Here is an 18,165-nt window from a genome sequence, read left to right as displayed (position 1 = left end):
TCCACATAAAAAAATAGCGACGCTTTAACATTTCACCTTCAATGTAAAGCATCGCTATTTTTATGCTTGTTTCAGATCAGAAATTGAATTCTGCGCTAGCTCGCAGGGTGCGCGGCGCACCCTGAATAAGGAAGCCATTCCAGCTGCCCAACCAATATTTCTCATTGGTCAGGTTGTCCAGATTAGCGCGGAAAATCACATCCTTCCCGCCAACTTTCGCCTTATATCTTGCCCCAATATCGTACAGTTGATAACTCCCGATGATGTGCGCATTGTCGCTTTCCAACGCCTGTTTTCCGACATAACGGGTTCCACCGGAAAATGTCAGGCCGGTTAACGTCGGCACTTTATATTCGGCTTGCAACGCAGCCGTAAAGTTGGCGACATTACTGGCACGCTTGCCGTCAACGCTTGGATCGTCGCTCTTATTGCTACTATTCATCAATACTGCACTCGCCATCAAACCCCAGTCGCGGCCCAACTCCATGCGTCCCGCGACGTCGAGACCCTGATAACTAAGGGCTCCTTCCTGAATGTAGACGTTGGCACTATTGGTGAACTCCAGCCCGCGCTCAATACGGAATAAGGCCGCTTCCGCAGACCATCCTCTTCCCTCTTTTTTAACGCCGGCCTCATATTGCTTACTCTTGAGCGGTCCAAATGTCGTACCGTAATTCACCGTGCTCAGAGGAGCGGAGCCGCCCTGCTCCAACGATTCAACGTAACTGACGTAATACGAAACCGAGGCAGCCGGTTTCCAGATCATCGCCAACGTCGGCGATAATGCCGTTTTGGTATAAGTGTCTGAAGTGGAACCATCCAGGTTATACGAGTGCTGCGTATAATTACTGTGCCGCAGTCCAATGATCGAACTCCATTGCGAGTTCCAATGAATCGTATCACTCGCAAACACCCCAATATTGCGCGTATCGGAGGCCTTGAACAACGCCTGATCGACCGGAAGTCCAGGATTGGCAAACGTGGTGTCGCGGGACAAATTGCCGACACCGAGGAAGTCGTCACCGAAATTTCCGTTGATGCGTTCAGCCCGCTGCATATCTGTACCAAAAGTCACATCATGGCTAATGGACCCGGTCTGAATCTGACCGGAAAACAACAAGTTGGCCGAGTCGCTATTCTGTTTGCTATACCAGCGATACAAGTCTTCGTTGTAATTTCCTGCATTATCGGTCACCGTCAGGAAGCTGTCATAGTTGGTACGGGTCTGACGCATGCTGCGATAGCCCAGACGCATATCCCAACTTCCTGCAATATTCCAGCGCAACTCCGTCCCCACAGCGGCGATAGTGGTCTCGTGATAGGTAAAATCCTGGCTGAGACGTTGACTTCCATCAACCGGACCGGGCAATGCCACACCGTCAGCCAGGGTCAACGCAAACAGTGATCCGTTGACTTTACGTTTTTGATACAACCCGTCCAAAGTCCACACCAGACCGGGAGCAAGACGCACGTCAAACGCCGCCGATACGGAATCCCGTTTGATCGGCGCATCCAGATACGTCGTGCCGCCTTCGTGCACCGCGTTGACCCGTAATCCGTAGCGATCATTGTCACCAAATCGGCGGCCAATATCAGCCTGCGCCTTAAATTGCGATTGGGTGCCGTAGCCGACCGACACCATCGACACCGGTTCCTGGGTGGCGCGCTTGGTCTGGTAATTGGCAATGCCCCCCGGCGAACTGAAGCCGTACATAAAGCCGGACAAACCTTTCAATATCTCAATCTGCTCAAAATGCTCCAATGGCAAATCTGCTTGCCACAGGACCGTATTAAGTCCATCGATTTTATATCCGTTCAAGGTATCGAGCGCCAGGCCCCGAATCGCAATTTGCGAATTTTCGCCCCCTATATTGTTGCTCAGTGCGGTGACCGCAGCATCGCCTTTGAACGCTTCAGCAATTGTGGTGGCCTGTTGATTGGCAATGTACTCTTTGGTGGCGACACTTACCGAAAACGGCGTATCGAGTAATTCTTTGGTACCCAAAGCCCCACTGCTTCCGATATAAGCGCGATAACTGGATAGCGCACTCTCATCACCTTGCTGCGCGGTGACATTGACGGTGGGCATTTCTGTTTCCGCGTAAGAGTGAGCCGACCACGTCAGCAACGCGATTGCAAGCGGTGTCAGGCGCAGGCTTTCACCGATAAAACCAGAGCCCAATTTACCACGCAGTTTTCTACCAAGTCTGTTGCCAGGATTGCGATTACACATTACAGCATCGTTACAGCGACCATTGCGACTACATTTTTTCTGCATACTTTCGACTCCCCTGGATCAAACTAAAATTACGCCAAACGGCGACATGAAAAACAACCTACCAATCCGAAGAATCTCCCAATCCTTCACACTGGCTTAAATCGCGACCCGAAAGGCGGGACTTAACTTTTCTACCGGACAGCAACGCTGGTTACCGGCATCCTGCTTACCGAATTTATTTTGTTTGGTTAGTAACGCTTTATCATCTAAAATCGAATCCAGAATTTCCACAGACCGCACCGCCAGTACCGACAACAACGTATCGCTTAAACCGTGACTATCTTCACAACACCCTTGTAGATAAATTTTGGGTGAAAAGTCCGGGCTGGTCTTAAGGCGATAGTCGCGTTCCACTTCGTAGCCTTCGATGTAATCTTCCATCCCACCCAAAAGCCGCTTGTGATCGTCACGCCGATAACCGGTTGCCATCACGACTGCATCAAAACTAACAGGCGTGATCTCACCGCTCTCGCGCTTGCAGAGTGCCAGTTCCACCCCATCGCTGCCGACCCGCACCTCAATCACGTCGCGGCCTGACAGCAGCGCATGCTGCTGATTTCCACTAACCTGCTGCTGATAGAGCAGCATATAAATGCGCTCGATCAGATCGAGATCGACCACCGAATAGTTCGTGCTGCGGAATTTTTCAAGCGTGGCGCGGCGTAACTCCTGCGACTGGTGATAGATAAGATCGGTGAATTGCGGACTAAAAATTTCATTTACAAAAGGGCTATCGTCTGAAGGCATCAACGCCTCACCCCGCGTTATCAATGTCACCTCGGCATCGCCGAAACGCGACACCAGATCCATGAATATTTCGGCTCCGCTTTGGCCTCCGCCAATCACCGCAATCCGGCGCGGCGTGGCTTTGCGCCGCACCAATGCTTCGATCCGCTCAAGGTAATACGCCGCGTGAAATACACGATCATCACGCACCGCTTCAAAAACCAGCGGAATGTTGGGTACGCCGCCGATGCCAAACACCAGATTCCGCGTCAGCCGTGCATGCGCACGGCCGCTGGCATCAACCGAATGCACTTGCAGCCGAGTCACCTGGCCGTCTTCCTTCATGGGTTCAACCTCCACCACCTCTTCACCATAACGACAGCGATGATCGAAATGACTCGCCGCCCAATGCAAGTAATCGTTGTATTCGATGCGCGAAGGAAAAAAACTTTTGAGATTGATAAACTCCCGCAGGCGGCCCTTCTCATGCAGGTAATTGATGAACGTAAAATGACTGGTAGGATCGCGTAAGGTCGCAAGATCCTTGAGAAAGGAAATCTGCATATCGCTACCTTCCAGCAGCATGCTGCCATGCCAGACAAACGCAGGCTTTTTCTCGATACAACAATAATCGAGGGCCCTCTTGCCAAGTTGAATTTGTCCTTCCATAGCGACTGCGATCGCCAGGTTTGAAGGGCCGAAGCCGACGCCGATAAAGTCGTGCTCAATGGCGGAAATACGCATATTCATCCTCTTACCGAAAATGGGAGAAGGATGAATACTGTTGCGCGTTCATCCCCGATAACAACTAGACGAACGAACGATGTAAAACTTTACAAACGAGAGTGAGTTTCATTCACCCTGAATGAGAACGGACACAGCAATTTCTTTATGGTCTGCGCCAAATCCCTCTTCTAACCACTTTCCCTGCGCAAATACGGCGCGCTCAAGTATTAACAAAGCGGCACGTTTATGCGGAAAATCGAATTCGCGCTGAAAAACAAACCCTGTTTTTTGAAGATAGTCGATCATGCGCAGGTTATCCGCACGCGGCTCGCACACCACCGTGTGGGTACGCTTGTCATCCAATAAAACATAATCCACCAGAGAAGGAAGCCATGCTGCGATGTTGTGCGGACCACGCGCCCATTCTTCACCGACCAGCATGTGCACGCCGCGATCATAATCTGCGGCTGCGTAAAATGGCGCTATCCGATCTTCTTTAGCCCAGTAAACTTCGAAGTAACCAAAGGCTTTTTCGTCCAGACATCCCACCAACGGATGCACATGCGGATCGGCCAGCGCCTTGGCGATAAATACCTGGTGCTGATCGATTGATCCGTCCTCCTCCCAGAATTTTGCCACGCGTGGATTGTTCATCCAGCGGTGAAAACTATCGAGGTCGCTATCCGGATTGATGGTGCGTAAAGTAAGCCACTGATTGAGCCACGGAATAAACCGCCGATAAACCGTCTCTCCGGCAGGAGGATGCGCAGGACGGCGGGGATGACGCTTACCATCACCGATAACGTCGCCAAGTGAGGAGCCTCCACCGGACTCGCCCGGAGCGGTAAAGCTATGTTGTTTCAAGACATTTCCTTTAAGATTGGTCGCTGTTCAACAGCGCGACGATCAAGGGGTGACGCTATCGGCGTTCCTTTGACCGCAGCAAGTTGCGCAATGGTTTGATGGAGAAAAACATCAGTGAGACCAAGCGCGATACCAAGTCGATTTGCATGCGCCACCATTTCCAGGCACATGAGCGAACTGCCGCCCAGTGCAAAAAAGTTATCATCGCGTGTGACAGTGGCAACACCCAAGGCCTCAATCCATATTCTGGTCAATGCAGATTCCCATTCGGGATGCAAAGACGGTGTGGCATTCGCCACGAGAGCAGGCAGAACAAGATCATGTTTTTCGGGGCGTGAAGCCATCCCCGGTTTTGCTATCGTTAATAGCGGCTGCTCGGGTGACTCTATCAATGCGGCAAGCAGACCGGAATAATCATCCCGCAGGGCTTCAGCAAAGGCTGCGTCGACCCGCGCAACAGCATAGGAAAAAGCACCGCGAACCGTACCGTTCACATTCTCAACCACGTCCAGCTCCAGATCGAAAACCACAGTCCGTCGCGGCACAGGAAAGTCTTCGATCTGCATCCCCGGCACATTGGAAAGACTTCCGAAATCAGGGCGCAAAAAGTTATACAGAACCTGAAACAAAGGATTTCGACCAGCTTCCCGTACCGGACATACATCTTCTACCACTGAAGCGAACGGCAGGCCGATATGCGCTTGTGCGGCTAATAGCGTTTCTTTAACTGCCCTTGCCAAATGGGAAAATCCGCGCGTCGGATCGATCCGGGCACGCAATGCCTGCGCATTGAGAAACAGACCGACCAGTGGTTCGAGTTCCGTCCTATCGCGGTTGGCTGCAAGCACCCCGACGCAGTGATCTGCCTGACCGGTATGTCGATACAACAAAACGTGAAAAGCCGCCTGTAACAGCATCGACAAGGTCGTGCCGCTGCGTTGCGCTAATCCGCGCGCACGCTGAATCACATTGGTATCAAGGGTGAATAATAACTGCACGCCCGGCAATCCCGGCATGCGTACCTTCTCTTGTGAACGGGGCACAGGCAGATACAGCGGCGTGACCGCATCCAGTTGCTGACGCCAGTAGGCACGGTCGGCGGCATCAATCGCTGCGGCGTCGGAATTCGCCGCTAACGGACGTCGTTGCCAGCTCGCATAGTCGGCATAATCAATTCCTGGTGGTGGCGGCTCGGCGACAACCTGTCTGCCGTCATGAAAATCCCGATACGACCGCATCAATTCGTCAAAAATTAGTCCGATCGACCAGCCGTCAGCAACAATGTGATGAATACTCAACAACAAGATATGGTCGGTTGTACCAAGCTCAATCAATTGCACCCGCAACAGCGCGTCTTTTTCCAAATTAAAGGGAGTTAGCGATTCCGCTTCGGCCAAACGCTGTGCTTCCCTCTCCCGTTCCGATTCCGGCCATGGCGTCAAATCAACCAGCGTCATCTGAACCGGCGCAGGCGGATGACTCATCTGTATCACGGCACCATTTTCCCCCTGCGTAAACGTGGTGCGTAGCGCTGCATGGCGTGTTACCAAGGCATCAAAACTCGCCTGCAATGCGACCCGGTCTGGCGCGACCCGGTCTGGCGCGACCCGGTCTGGGGTGACTCGGTCTGACGCGACCCGATCTAGCGCGACCCGGTCTGGCGCGACCCGGTCTGGCGCGACCCGATCCGACGTGCCACGGCAACGTAAAGCGCTACAAATGCTGTAGCCGGGATCGTGTGGATCAGCCAGCCAGAGGAACCACAAACCTAGCTGCGCAAATGATAACGGCACGAGTGCAGCGGGACTACGGCGCGGGATAGATGGTAATTCGGCAGACTTGCATTCGCTTGCTACCCGCGCAGAAAATTCGCTTAAAACAGGCGATTGAAAGAGCATTCTGAGCGGCACAACGAGTCCCATTCGGCTTTGAATACGGGCACACATCTGTGTCGCCAGCAACGAATGCCCGCCCAGTTCAAAGAAGTGATCGTCAAGGCCAACCTGCTCCGGTGCCAGTTTCAGGACCTCTGCCCAGATGGCGGCAAGGCTGATCTCGACCGTGCTCTGTGGAGCACGATAAGCGCGCCCCTCCCAGGTCGGTGCCGGTAAGGCGCGGCGATCCAGCTTGCCGTTGGCGGTGACCGGTAGCGCGGCCAGCAGCATGCATTGCGCGGGCACCATGTAAGCGGGCAAACGTTGTCCCAACTGTTGTTTCAGCAACGCGATATCCAGCGGCGAGGCACTGCCCTGCTCTGGTACCAGATAGGCCACCAACTGCGCGTCGCCGCCCTCTCCGTGCACCAATACCGCCGCTTGCCGGACCCCGGGGCAGGCTAACAACTGGGCTTCGATCTCCCCCGGTTCGATCCGCAGACCGCGCAACTTGACCTGATGATCCAGTCGCCCCAGATAATCGACACTGCCGTCAGCGCGCCAGCGGACGCGGTCGCCGGTGCGATACAAGCGACCACCGACGCGAAATGGGTCGGGAATAAAACGTTCGGCGGTCATGCCGGCGCGGGCATGATAACCACGCGCCAGTTCCGTGCCACCCAGATACAGTTCGCCGGCAACGCCGACCGGCAAAGCGTTCAGCGCTGCGTCCAGCACATACACCGAGCGTGCACCCACCGCAGTGCCGATGGGGAGATAGGCATTCTGTTGCCATTCGGCAGGATCGGTATCGGGCTGCGTCATCCACAGCATTGGTGAGATCACCGTTTCGGTCGGGCCATAGCCATTAATCAGCGTCGCGGGCGCAAACACCGAACGCACCAGCTCAAAGTGTTCACGCGAAAGCGCTTCGCCGCCAAAGGCCAGCACCCGCAGGGTGACCTTGGTGTCGGGCAATGCTGACACCAATCGTATCTGCGCCTGCGCTCGCACCGCGTCGGCCAGCTGCACCAGATAGCTCGGGGGAAAGGCCGCCACGGTTACACCATGACGCACCAGCTGTTCGCAGGTCTCGGCCGGACTCCATAACACGTTGTCGGTGATCACCAATCGTGCACCAAACAGCAGCGGCATCAACCAGTATTCGTGCGCCAGATCAAAATTGATCGAAGCGAAATGCAACACCCGATCAGTATCAGACATTTGATAGCGCTCGCCAATCGCCTGACAGTGACGTGCCAGCGGACTGTGTTCAACGGTCACGCCTTTGGGTTGGCCGGTGGAGCCGGAGGTATAGATCAGATAGGCGCTCTGGGCCGGATGAATGACAACGGCCGGATCTTGATCCCATTCCGGCGGCATAACCTCAGCAGCCGCTTCAAGGTCGTCCAGATACAACGTCGTCATCCCCGTTGATGGGGAGCGCCCCGCCATAGTGCGCTCCGCCATAGTGCGCTGGGTCACCAGATGCTGAACACCGGCATCCGTGAGCATATAAGCAAGGCGGCCCGCGGGATACCCCGGATCGAGCGGCACAAACGTGCCACCGGCTTTGAGGATTGCCAGCAAGGCAATGATCATTTCCGGCGAGCGTTCAATGCTGACCCCGACCCGCACTTCAGCCTGCACGCCGCTGGCGATCAACCGATGCGCCAATCTATTGGAGCGAACATTCAATTCACACCAACTCACCGTGGACACACCGTGACATAGCGCAATCCGGTCAGGGTTCGCCGCCGCCTGCGCGGCCAGTGCCGCATGGATCGGGACAAATACCGGTAACGACGTTTGGGCTAACGGATCAAGTACTCGTGCATCGGCTTGCGCCACCACGGCATTCCAACCCGCAATCTGCGCTTGTTCCGCAGCGCTTAACAACGCCAATTGATCGAGCGCAATTTCGGGGTTGCGGGCTATTTGTTCAAGCAAACCGACAAAATGACCCGTTAAACGCGTGATGGTGGATGGTTCAAATAACGCCATTGCGTACACAAACTCGCCACGCAAAACGCCTTCTGGATCTTCCTCGGTAGCAAGAGTCAGATCGAATTTAGCAAGGGGATTGCCCTCAGACACCTCCTCTACCAACAATCCATCCCATTGCGGTGTGATGCCCCGAGTCTGATGATTTGCCATCACCCGAAACAGCGGGTGATGACTTGCACCGCGGCCGTCTTGCAACGCTTCAACCAACTGCTCGAACGGCAGATCCTGATGCGCCTCGGCACCTAGAAAAGCATTTTTTATTTCCGACAACAACGTCGTAAAATCTTTGTGTCCGACAGGCTGCGAACGCACCACCAGCGTGTTGATAAAAAAACCGATCAGTCCCTCGGTCTCGATCCGGTTACGTCCCGCTGCAGGCACACCGACCCTGATGTCATTTTGCCCGCTATAGCGATACAGCAACGTCGTAAAAGCGGCCAGCAAAACCATGAACACCGTTGTGCCCTGCCCGCGTGCCAGCGTTTTTAATTGCTCGGTCAATAGCGGACTAACCGTAAAAAGCTGGCGAGCGCTTAGAGGGGATAGAGGCGATAGAGGCGATGAGGATGCCGATCCTTGCCGATCAACCGGCAATGTCAACACAGGATGCTCGTCCCCCAACGTGTCTCTCCACCAATTACGCTGACACTCTGCTTCTCCGGCCTCCAGCCAACGACGTTGCCAGAGTGCGAAGTCGGGATATTGAATTGGCAGCTGCATTGGCGTCTTCGCGTCAATACCGCTGCGAGCGCCAAGCCGATAACCGTCTGCCAACTCGGCAAGCATCACTTCGGCTGACCAACCGTCGGAAACGATATGGTGGACCGTCAGCAACAATAAATGCGTATCGCTATTACAGCGGATCAGCATCACACGCAGCAGCGGCCCCGTTGTCAGATCGAACGGCAGCAACGCTTCCGCGGCGGCTGCTGCCTTTATCGTGATCTCTGATTCATTCCTTAAGTCGACGCAGCGTATATCCAGCGCCGCTTTTGCATGCACCCGTTGCAGTGCAGCGCCATCGGCCCCCGCGTGAAAGGTGGTGCGCAAGGCCTCGTGCCGTGCCAGCAAAGCACCAACGCTTGCGTTCAGCGCATCCACGTTCAACGCGCCGGTGAGCCGCAAACGTCCTGCCATGTTGTAGGCCGGGCTGTCTGGTGCCATTTGCCACAGGAACCATAGTCGCGCCTGGGCGAAGGATGCCGGTAACGCGATGTGCGTTTCTGCATCGCTGCGACGTGGAATCGGCAAGAGACTGAAATCGATATTTTGCTCAGCCAGACGCTGTAAGAATACTGTTCGCTGTGCCGGGCCAAGATCGGCAAAGCGGCGTGCCAGCGCCAGCGTGCGATCGGCATGTTTGTTCTGTTCGCCATGGTGACCGGTCATAGCATTTCCATTTCGCCAAACAAGGCATCCAGCGCATCAAGCTTGCTGTCATTCAGCGCGCCATCTCGGGCCTGATCGACTGCCTCGGCAAAGCCGGCAAGGGTTGCGATTTCAAACAAGCGGCGCAGTGGCACACTGATTTGCAACTCCGTCTTAAGCCGCGATACTACTTGCGTTGCCATCAGTGAATGGCCGCCCAGAGCAAAAAAATTATCAGCACGTCCAACGACCTCAACGCCAAGTACCTCGCCCCAGATTGCTGCGACTTGTTGCTCGGTGGGAGAAATCGGCGCTTCGTCATCTTTGCTCTGCCAGACTGGATCGGGCAATGCCTTTCGGTCCAACTTACCGTTTGGTGTCAGCGGCATGCTGGACAACGCCACCAATTGTGCTGGCACCATAAAAGCAGGCAAATGCACGGCAAGATAGTCGAGCAGTACAGTAGACGATGCATCCGGGTCCGACGCTTCGGGAACGTGCACCACATAGCCGATCAGCTGCTCACCGCCATGGGCGATCACTACCGCTTCTGCCACCACAGGATGCGCCTGCAATAACGCCTCAATTTCACCCAGCTCAATCCGCAATCCGCGCAGCTTGACCTGATGATCAAGACGCCCAAGATATTCGATCACACCATCATCGCGCCAGCGCGCCAGATCACCGGAGCGATATAGGCGTGCGCCAATTCGGAATGGATCGGGTACGAAGCGCTCTGCCGTCAGCGCAGGCCGTGCGTGATAGCCGCGTGCCAGACCGATACCACCGATATACAACTCTCCGGCAATACCGGGCGGCAATGGATTAAGTGCCGCGTCCAAAATGTGAATTTGCGTATTCGCGATAGGACGTCCGATGGGGACGGAGGCGCCATCATCAGACGCGCACGTATAATGCGTTACATCAATCGCGGCTTCGGTCGGGCCGTAAAGGTTAACCAACGCCGCTTGCGGACACGACGCTTTGGTCCGTGCCGCCAATTCGCCAGACAACGCTTCGCCACTTGCCACAATCCGCCGCAAGCTGCTGCACACGATCTCTTTTTCTTGCACAATATGCGTTACAAAAGCCTGCAACATCGAAGGCACGAAATGGATCGTGGTTACCGCGTCGCGCTGGATTTGCGCAACCAATTTTGCCGGATCGCGGTGTGCACCCGGCGCAGCAATCGCCAGACGAGCACCCGTCATTAGCGGCCAGAAAAACTCCCAGACCGACACGTCAAAGCTAAACGGCGTTTTTTGCAAGACGGTATCGGTGGCATCCAATTGATAGGTCTTCTGCATCCATAACAAGCGATTAAGCAAAGCGCCATGGCTATTCCCGGCCCCTTTGGGGCGTCCGGTCGAGCCTGAGGTATAGATAAGATAAGCCAGTTGTTCCGCATGTATCTCCACCTCGGGCCGGTGCGGCGATTCTGCGCCAAGATCCTCGACGTCGATATAAAACAGCGGGGCGTTGGCCAGCGCTATTTGCGGCGTATCAACAGGGGCATTGCCGTTGACAGCATGCACCTGATTGTCGCTTGCCCCGTTACTCCCATCGCCTTCATCGCCTTCATCGCCTTCATTATTACGCCACCTGTGCTGCGTCAACACCAATGCCGGCGACGAATCCTCCAGCATGTAACTGCGCCGCCCGGCCGGATAATCCGGATCAATCGGCACGTAGGCAGCACCGGCCTTCATTACCCCGAGCAACGCAACCACCAGTGCAAAGGAGCGCTCCAGACACACCGCAACCCGGTCATCGGGTCGCACACCCAGCCTGATTAACCGATGCGCCAATTGATTGGCACGCCGGTCCAGTTCGCGATAATCCATGGTCGCGCCATCAAACAAACACGCGATAGCATCAGGTTGCAGTAAAGCCTGCTGCTCGAACAAGCGATGTACCGGACGCACCTCCGGATAGTGCGTGTCAGTCGCGTTCCACGCCATCAATTGGCGTTGCTCTGGATAAGTCGGCATGCCCAACCTCCCAACCGAACGCTGGGCATCTTCTGTCAGATGGTCCAATAGCACAACAAAATGGGCATGTAACTGACGGATCACATGCTCTTCAAACAAGCTGCGATCAAAGCCGTATTCAATCGAGAGCTGCCGGTCATTGGTGACAACTAGCGTCAATGGATAACTGGTGGATTCGACGTTCACCAACGCGCTAAAGCGTAGTGCGGGCAGACGTGACTGGCTATCGCGCTCAGTCCATTCACGCGCTACCGGATAGTTGTCAAACACGAGCAAAGTATCAAATAGTGCCTGCCCCGCCCATCCAGCCCAGCGCTGAATTTCAAACAACGGCGCGTGTTCATGCTCGCGCATGGCGAGATTATCGTTCTGCAAGGCCTGCAACCAGTCCCTAACGGAGAGCGCCGCTGGCGGAGTGACCACCAATGGCAGCGTGTTGATAAACAAGCCAAGCACGCGATCCACATCGACCAGCTCAGCGGGACGACCAGCGACCGTTACACCAAATGCCACCGTCGCCTTCCCTGTGTAACGTTGCAACAACAAACTCCACGCACCTTGAACCAGTGTATTTAATGTGATCCGGGTGTCACGCGCAAATTGTTGCAGACGTGCGGTATCACTAGCGTTCCAATTGAAAGAGAGTGCGCCGTAGCCAGAAGACGTAAACACCTCGGACGCATCAACCGCGTCGGAGCGACGCTGCGCGGAAATTGCACCCGCCAGCCGCGTTGGCGCATCCAGCACCTTCAAACGGCTTTGCCAGAAATCACGACTAACCGCCGTATTCTGCTGTGCTAACCAACCAATATAATCACGATAATCAGATCGTCCGATACCCTCTGCCGCCCCGCCGCCATAGTGGCGCACAACTTCCGCCCACAGTTGCGCGGTACTCCATCCATCCAACAATAAATGATGCCGGGTCCAGATGAGCCGATATTGCGTATCGGTCAATCGCACCAATGCCAGCCGCATCAGCGGTGGACGTGCCAGGTCGAATGGTGCCCTTCGTTCGGCTTCACACAATTCTAGCAGTGCTGACGATGTTGGCGATGACGATGAAGATGCACACCCGTCAGCGCGCCAATCGTAGCGATCCATCACCAGACGTGCGGCGCGGCGGACTATTTGCTGCGGCTTTTCAACACCATCGTGCCAGAATCCAGTGCGTAAAATGGCGTGCTTATCCACCGCCGCCTGCCACGCAACCGCCAGACGCTCGACGTCGGGATTAGTCAGCGTCATGGAAAGTTGATTGACATATGCCACCTCTTCGGGTGCGAACAAGGCGTGAAATAGCAACCCCTGTTGCAGCGGTGTCGCCGCATAAATATCCTGAACTTCCCGCGCCGATGTCGGGAGACGAGTCAGGTCCTTGCCGGTTAACGCGGCCAGCGGAAAGTCAGATACTGTGACGCCACCAGAAGTCGATAAGCAGCAATGTGCAATTAGCGCTGTAAGTTCGGCGCGATAATCCTCGGCTAAACGGTCAATGGTTGCAACGCTGAACATCTCCTTGCTAAAGACCCACGTGAAGGTCAACTGGCCATCTGACACCTGACCGTGAATCGCAAGCCAATTGGTTAATGGTCCGCTACCATCCCGTTCCTCGCCCGACTTTCCAAAAACAGGTACCAACAACGCCTCTTCAGCCGTACCGGTGTCAAACTGTCCGAGATAATTAAAGGTGATGCGGGGAATGGGGAGCGCCTTGATCTGATCACGGATATCGATACCAGACAAACTTTTTAGAATACCGAAACCACTGCCTTTATTCGGCACATTGCGCAGAGTCTCCTTCACCGAACAGATCGCAGCGCCAAATTCCCCCGCAACCGCTAATCGCACCGGAAAATGACTGGAAAACCAGCCAACGGTACGCGATAGATCGACCTCATCAAACAATGCTTCTCGCCCATGCCCTTCGAGTTCTACCAAGGCCTCGGATGCGCCAGTGAAGCGGCACAATACGCGCCCCAGAGCAGTCAACAACAGATCGTTGATTTGGGTGCGGTAAGCAGCAGGTGCCGTTTTTAAGAGTTTTTGCGTCAAATCGGGGTTGAGCGTGACCACACTCTGCGCCGCATCAGACACCCGACTCGCCCCGTTGACGTTATCTTGAGGCAGTCCGATATCAGCACAGTCGCCCAGTGCGAGCCAATACGGCAACTCGGCTGCCAGCGCATCGCTCCGCGCATAATCGGCCAGATGGGCTGACCATTCCGCGCTAGAGGTTCCCTGCGCAGACAGGCCAACCGATCCGCCGCTGGCCAGTTGTCGATAAGCAGTGACAACGTCTTCCAATAAGATGCGCCAAGAAACCCCGTCTACTGCAAGATGGTGAATCGCTATAAATAAACTCTGCTTACCGCCCGCATCCTCTGCCAGCATCGCTCGGAATACATTTCCAGAGCGAATATTCAGACTCTTATTAACCTGATCACACAGTAAATCCAACTCCTTTGCATTGGCAAGCCGCTTTAACCACAGGGGTTCGTTCGCCACTGCGTCAGGGGCGAGGTTTGCCTGCCAACCATTTTCTACCGTATGTCCATAACTGCAACGCAAGGACGCATGCAGCAACAGAACGGCTTTTATCGCCTGATCCAGCAACTCAGGCTTGAGCGGTTCACGCACATCGAAACGCAGCGCCTGATTCCAGTGGCTGCGGTTTTCGATGTTCAGCGTGAAGAAGTGCCGTTGTGCCGGGGTCAGCAAGCCGCGACCAGCGACCGGCACGACCGGCATTACCGCACTGACCGGCACTAACGGCGAAGCCACCCGCGCCAGCGTTTCGATTGTTTGATTGGCAAACAATTGCTTGGGAGTTATCTTAAGGCCCTGTTTGCGTGCGCGTGCAATGATCTGCAAACTTAAAATCGAATCACCACCCAGCGCAAAGAAATTATCGGCAAGCCCCACCTTCTCGACGCCGAGGACCGCTGTCCAGATCGTCATCAGCGCTTTCTCGGTATCGCTCATCTTCTGCACTGCTACTGGTGCCAAAGGCTGAACATACGCCGCAAGTTTTCCTATGGTCTGATGCTCAAATAACTGTTTTGGCGTCAGGCGCATCCCTGATTTTCGCGCTCTAGCGATAATTTGCAAACTCAGAATGGAATCACCACCCAGCGCAAAAAAATTATCGTTCAGGCCGACTTCATCGATATTCAGGACTGCTTTCCAGATATCGGCCAGCGCGCTTTCCAGTACCGACATGCCAGCAGAATTAGCTGACGCGAGTGCATTCACCCGATCGATTGCCGGTAAGGCATTCCGATCACACTTGCCGTTTGCCGTCAGCGGCATACGCTCCAGCACGATCAGATGGTTCGGCACCATATAATCTGGAAGACGTTGCGCCAGCATGGCTTTGATCGCAACGATATCCAGCATCTTGCCACTGACCGCCACCAGATAACCAACCAATTGCTGGCGGTTCTCATCCGCGTTAATCGCAACCGCCACGACTTCAGCAGCAGCAATCGCAGGCATTACACGCATTGCCTCCGCGACTTCGGACAGTTCGATCCGGTAACCGCGAATTTTGACCTGATCATCTGCACGACCAAGAAATTCCAGCGCTCCGCTCGACAACAGACGCACGCGGTCGCCCGACCGATAAAGTCGCTCGCCGTCCGCAAACGGATGCGGCACAAAGCGCTCCGCAGTCAGGTCTGCACGGCCATGGTAACCACGCGCCAGCCCCGCACCGCCCAGGTAGAGTTCACCGACAGACCCCAGCGGAACGGGGCTAAGATTGACATCCAGCACGAACCCAGCGGCATTCGGCAATGGCATGCCGATGGGAACGTTGATAGATGCTGGCACCAATTTAGGAATCCACTCTTCTGCAGTGCGGGTCACTTCCTGCGTCAGAATCCCTACCGTCGTTTCGGTCGGGCCATAATGATTGATTACACGGCAAGTTGGTCGCAAACGATGCACCGTATCGCACAGGCCCCAAGGCAATGCTTCGCCACCCAGAATCAACGCGTGACGCGGCAGTACGTCGGCGGGAGTTGCTGCCTGGAGCAGACCTTGCAAATGACCCGGCACGATCTTCAAGACACCAACCTGGTGCGCAGACATGTAAGCTGCGAAGCGGTCCGGATCCATAGCACACTCGGTCGAAATCAGATGCAGCAAGCGCCCCGAACAAAGCGCGCCAAACAGAACGGTATGACCAAGATCAGCAGCAACTGTCGACACCATCGCCATACTTTCGCCCGGCAATAAATCCAGGCGAGAAAGCATGCCGCAGACATAATCGGCCAGCGCACCATGCGTTATCACGACACCCTTTGGGCGCCCGGTCGAGCCGGACGTATAAATTAGATAGGCAGCGGCAAGTGGATCAGGACGTTCAATTAGTGGCGACGCGTCGCAGGTCGACCAGCTCGCGTCCGCATCGAGCGAAATCACATTCACCCCAATTCCATTCGCCGCCATCGCTGCAATGGCGCCTTCCTCATCACCAAGTACGCACTGCACACCAGCGTCGGCCAGCAAAAAAGCAATCCGTTCGGGCGGCAATGCAGGATCTATCGGAAGGTAAGCACCGCCAGCCTTCAACACCGCAAGCAAACCCAACACCAGCTCCGGTGAACGCGATGCGCACACAGCCACACACATTTCCGCGCCGTGCGTGGGCGACCGACTTTTCAAATAATGTGCCAGACGGTTGGACGCTGCGTCCAGCTCGGAAAAGCTAACGCCTTCGATCTCCTGACTACGCTCATATTGCAAGGCGCGTGCGCTCCGATTCGCTGTAACGCTATAAGCCCATGCATCCAGGATATTAGATTCCTGCGACTCCAGACGCTCACCGTGCAGCGAAAAATCAGCGTGGTTACCGGGCGCCGATAGCGCTAGCGTTGCCAAATGGCATGCAGAATTGGCGACGATCTCACGCAACAAATGCACGTACGCAGCGGCAAAGCCGACCACGCGGGCTGAATCAAACATATCGGTCGCGTAGCTGAAGGTCGCCTCAATGCCTTGCGCTGCATCCATCACATCCAGCGACAGATCAAAGCGCGCCGCATGATCCGGCAATGGCATCAATTGCATGGCTAGTCCTGGCAAGGGGGTCACCTCCGGCAATGTAATCTGCTGCGTAAACTTTACCTGTACCAATGGATTGTGACTCAGGCTACGCTCCACTTTCAATGCATCCACCAACACATCAAACGGCAAATCCTGATGCGCTTGCGCACCCAACGTTGTCACTTTTACCTGCGCAAGAAAATCCTCAAACCGCTGCCCACCGCTTACCGTTGCCTGTAACACCTGCGTGTTAACAAAAAATCCGACCATGCTTTCCGTTTCGCGCCGCGTCCGCCCGGCCGTTGACACGCCCACGCGTATATCAGCTTGCCCACTCAGGCGCGACAATAAAACCTGAAATGCAGCCAGCAACACCATGAATGGCGTCGCCTCACTCCGTTGCGCCAGCAAACGCACCTCGGCAGAAAGTGCCGCGCTCAGCAAAAATGGATGGCGTGCGCCGTTCAAGTCGCGCACGGCAGGACGCGGCCGATCCGTCGGCAACGTCAGCACAGGATGCTCGGTGCCCAGCGCGGCGCGCCACCACGCTATTTGACGCTCGCGCTCACCCGCTTCCAGCCAGTGCCGCTGCCACAGTGCGTAATCGGGATATTGAACCGTCAATGGCGGCAAGGCTGGGCTTTCTCCGACGCAAAAAGCCCGATAACAAAGCGCAAGTTCTCGCAGCAACACCTCAACCGACCAGCCGTCCGAAATGATGTGATGCTGAATTAGTAATAAGCGGTGTTCGACCTCAGAAAGGCGAATTAGATGGACCCGCAATAACGGTCCCAGCGCCAGATCAAATGGCCGCAGCGTTTCCTCTTCAGCAACGCGATTTAACGCGATAATCTGCTCTGCAGACTCTAGCGCTGAAAAGTCGGTTTCCGCGATGTACACCGGCGCTGGCGGATGGACTATTTGTTCTGCAATTTCATCGCCGCTCTCGCTCAGCACGACGCCAAAGGTTGTGCGTAGGGCGACGTGCCGCTGCACTAGTGCATCAAGGCTGGATTGCAATATTTCCCGATCCAGCTGCCCATCCAACAACAACATCGCCGGAATATGATATGCCGAGTTACCCGGGTTCATTTGATCGAGAAACCATAATCGCTGCTGCGCAAACGATAGCGGCAATGACCCACCGGAAGGTGCTGGCACAATCGGCAGGCGAGAAAAATCCACACCCTTCGATGCAAGCGCCTGTAAGAATTTACTCCGTGCCGCCACCGGAAGCGCGATAAAACGGCGGGCAATATCGAATTTATCAAATGACATA

Annotated in this window: 5 protein-coding genes; all 5 read right to left on the bottom strand. The window is 55.1% G+C overall.

The window, feature by feature from the left end; genetic code table 11:
• Positions 1-76 precede the first annotated feature (76 nt).
• The gene (locus JQN73_RS14970; protein ID WP_205319661.1) at positions 77-2,278 is read right to left on the bottom strand and encodes a TonB-dependent siderophore receptor; all 2,202 of its coding nucleotides are present in this window, start codon (positions 2,276-2,278) and stop codon (positions 77-79) included.
• 96 nt (positions 2,279-2,374) lie between these two features.
• Complete coding sequence (locus JQN73_RS14965) at positions 2,375-3,748, bottom strand: lysine N(6)-hydroxylase/L-ornithine N(5)-oxygenase family protein (RefSeq protein WP_205319660.1); 1,374 nt, start codon at positions 3,746-3,748, stop codon at positions 2,375-2,377.
• Positions 3,749-3,856: 108 nt separating this feature from the next.
• Positions 3,857-4,594 (bottom strand): GNAT family N-acetyltransferase, encoded by a 738-nt coding sequence (locus tag JQN73_RS14960; protein ID WP_240162282.1) that lies wholly within the window; start codon positions 4,592-4,594, stop codon positions 3,857-3,859.
• A complete protein-coding gene (locus JQN73_RS14955; RefSeq protein ID WP_205319659.1) occupies positions 4,591-9,864 on the bottom strand; it encodes a non-ribosomal peptide synthetase in 5,274 nt (1,757 codons plus the stop codon). The genes JQN73_RS14960 and JQN73_RS14955 overlap by 4 nt, the downstream gene beginning before the upstream one ends.
• Positions 9,861-18,164 carry a non-ribosomal peptide synthetase gene (locus tag JQN73_RS14950; RefSeq protein ID WP_205319658.1) on the bottom strand — a complete coding sequence of 2,768 codons (8,304 nt, stop codon included), beginning with the start codon at positions 18,162-18,164 and terminating at the stop codon, positions 9,861-9,863. Before JQN73_RS14950 ends, JQN73_RS14955 begins: the two co-directional genes overlap by 4 nt.
• Position 18,165: the final 1 nt, after the last annotated feature.

The sequence above is a fragment of the Glaciimonas sp. PAMC28666 genome (assembly GCF_016917355.1).
Lineage (GTDB): Bacteria > Pseudomonadota > Gammaproteobacteria > Burkholderiales > Burkholderiaceae_D > Glaciimonas.
The sequence above is the reverse complement of the archived record's forward strand: the minus strand, read 5'-3'. Positions and strand labels throughout refer to the sequence as shown.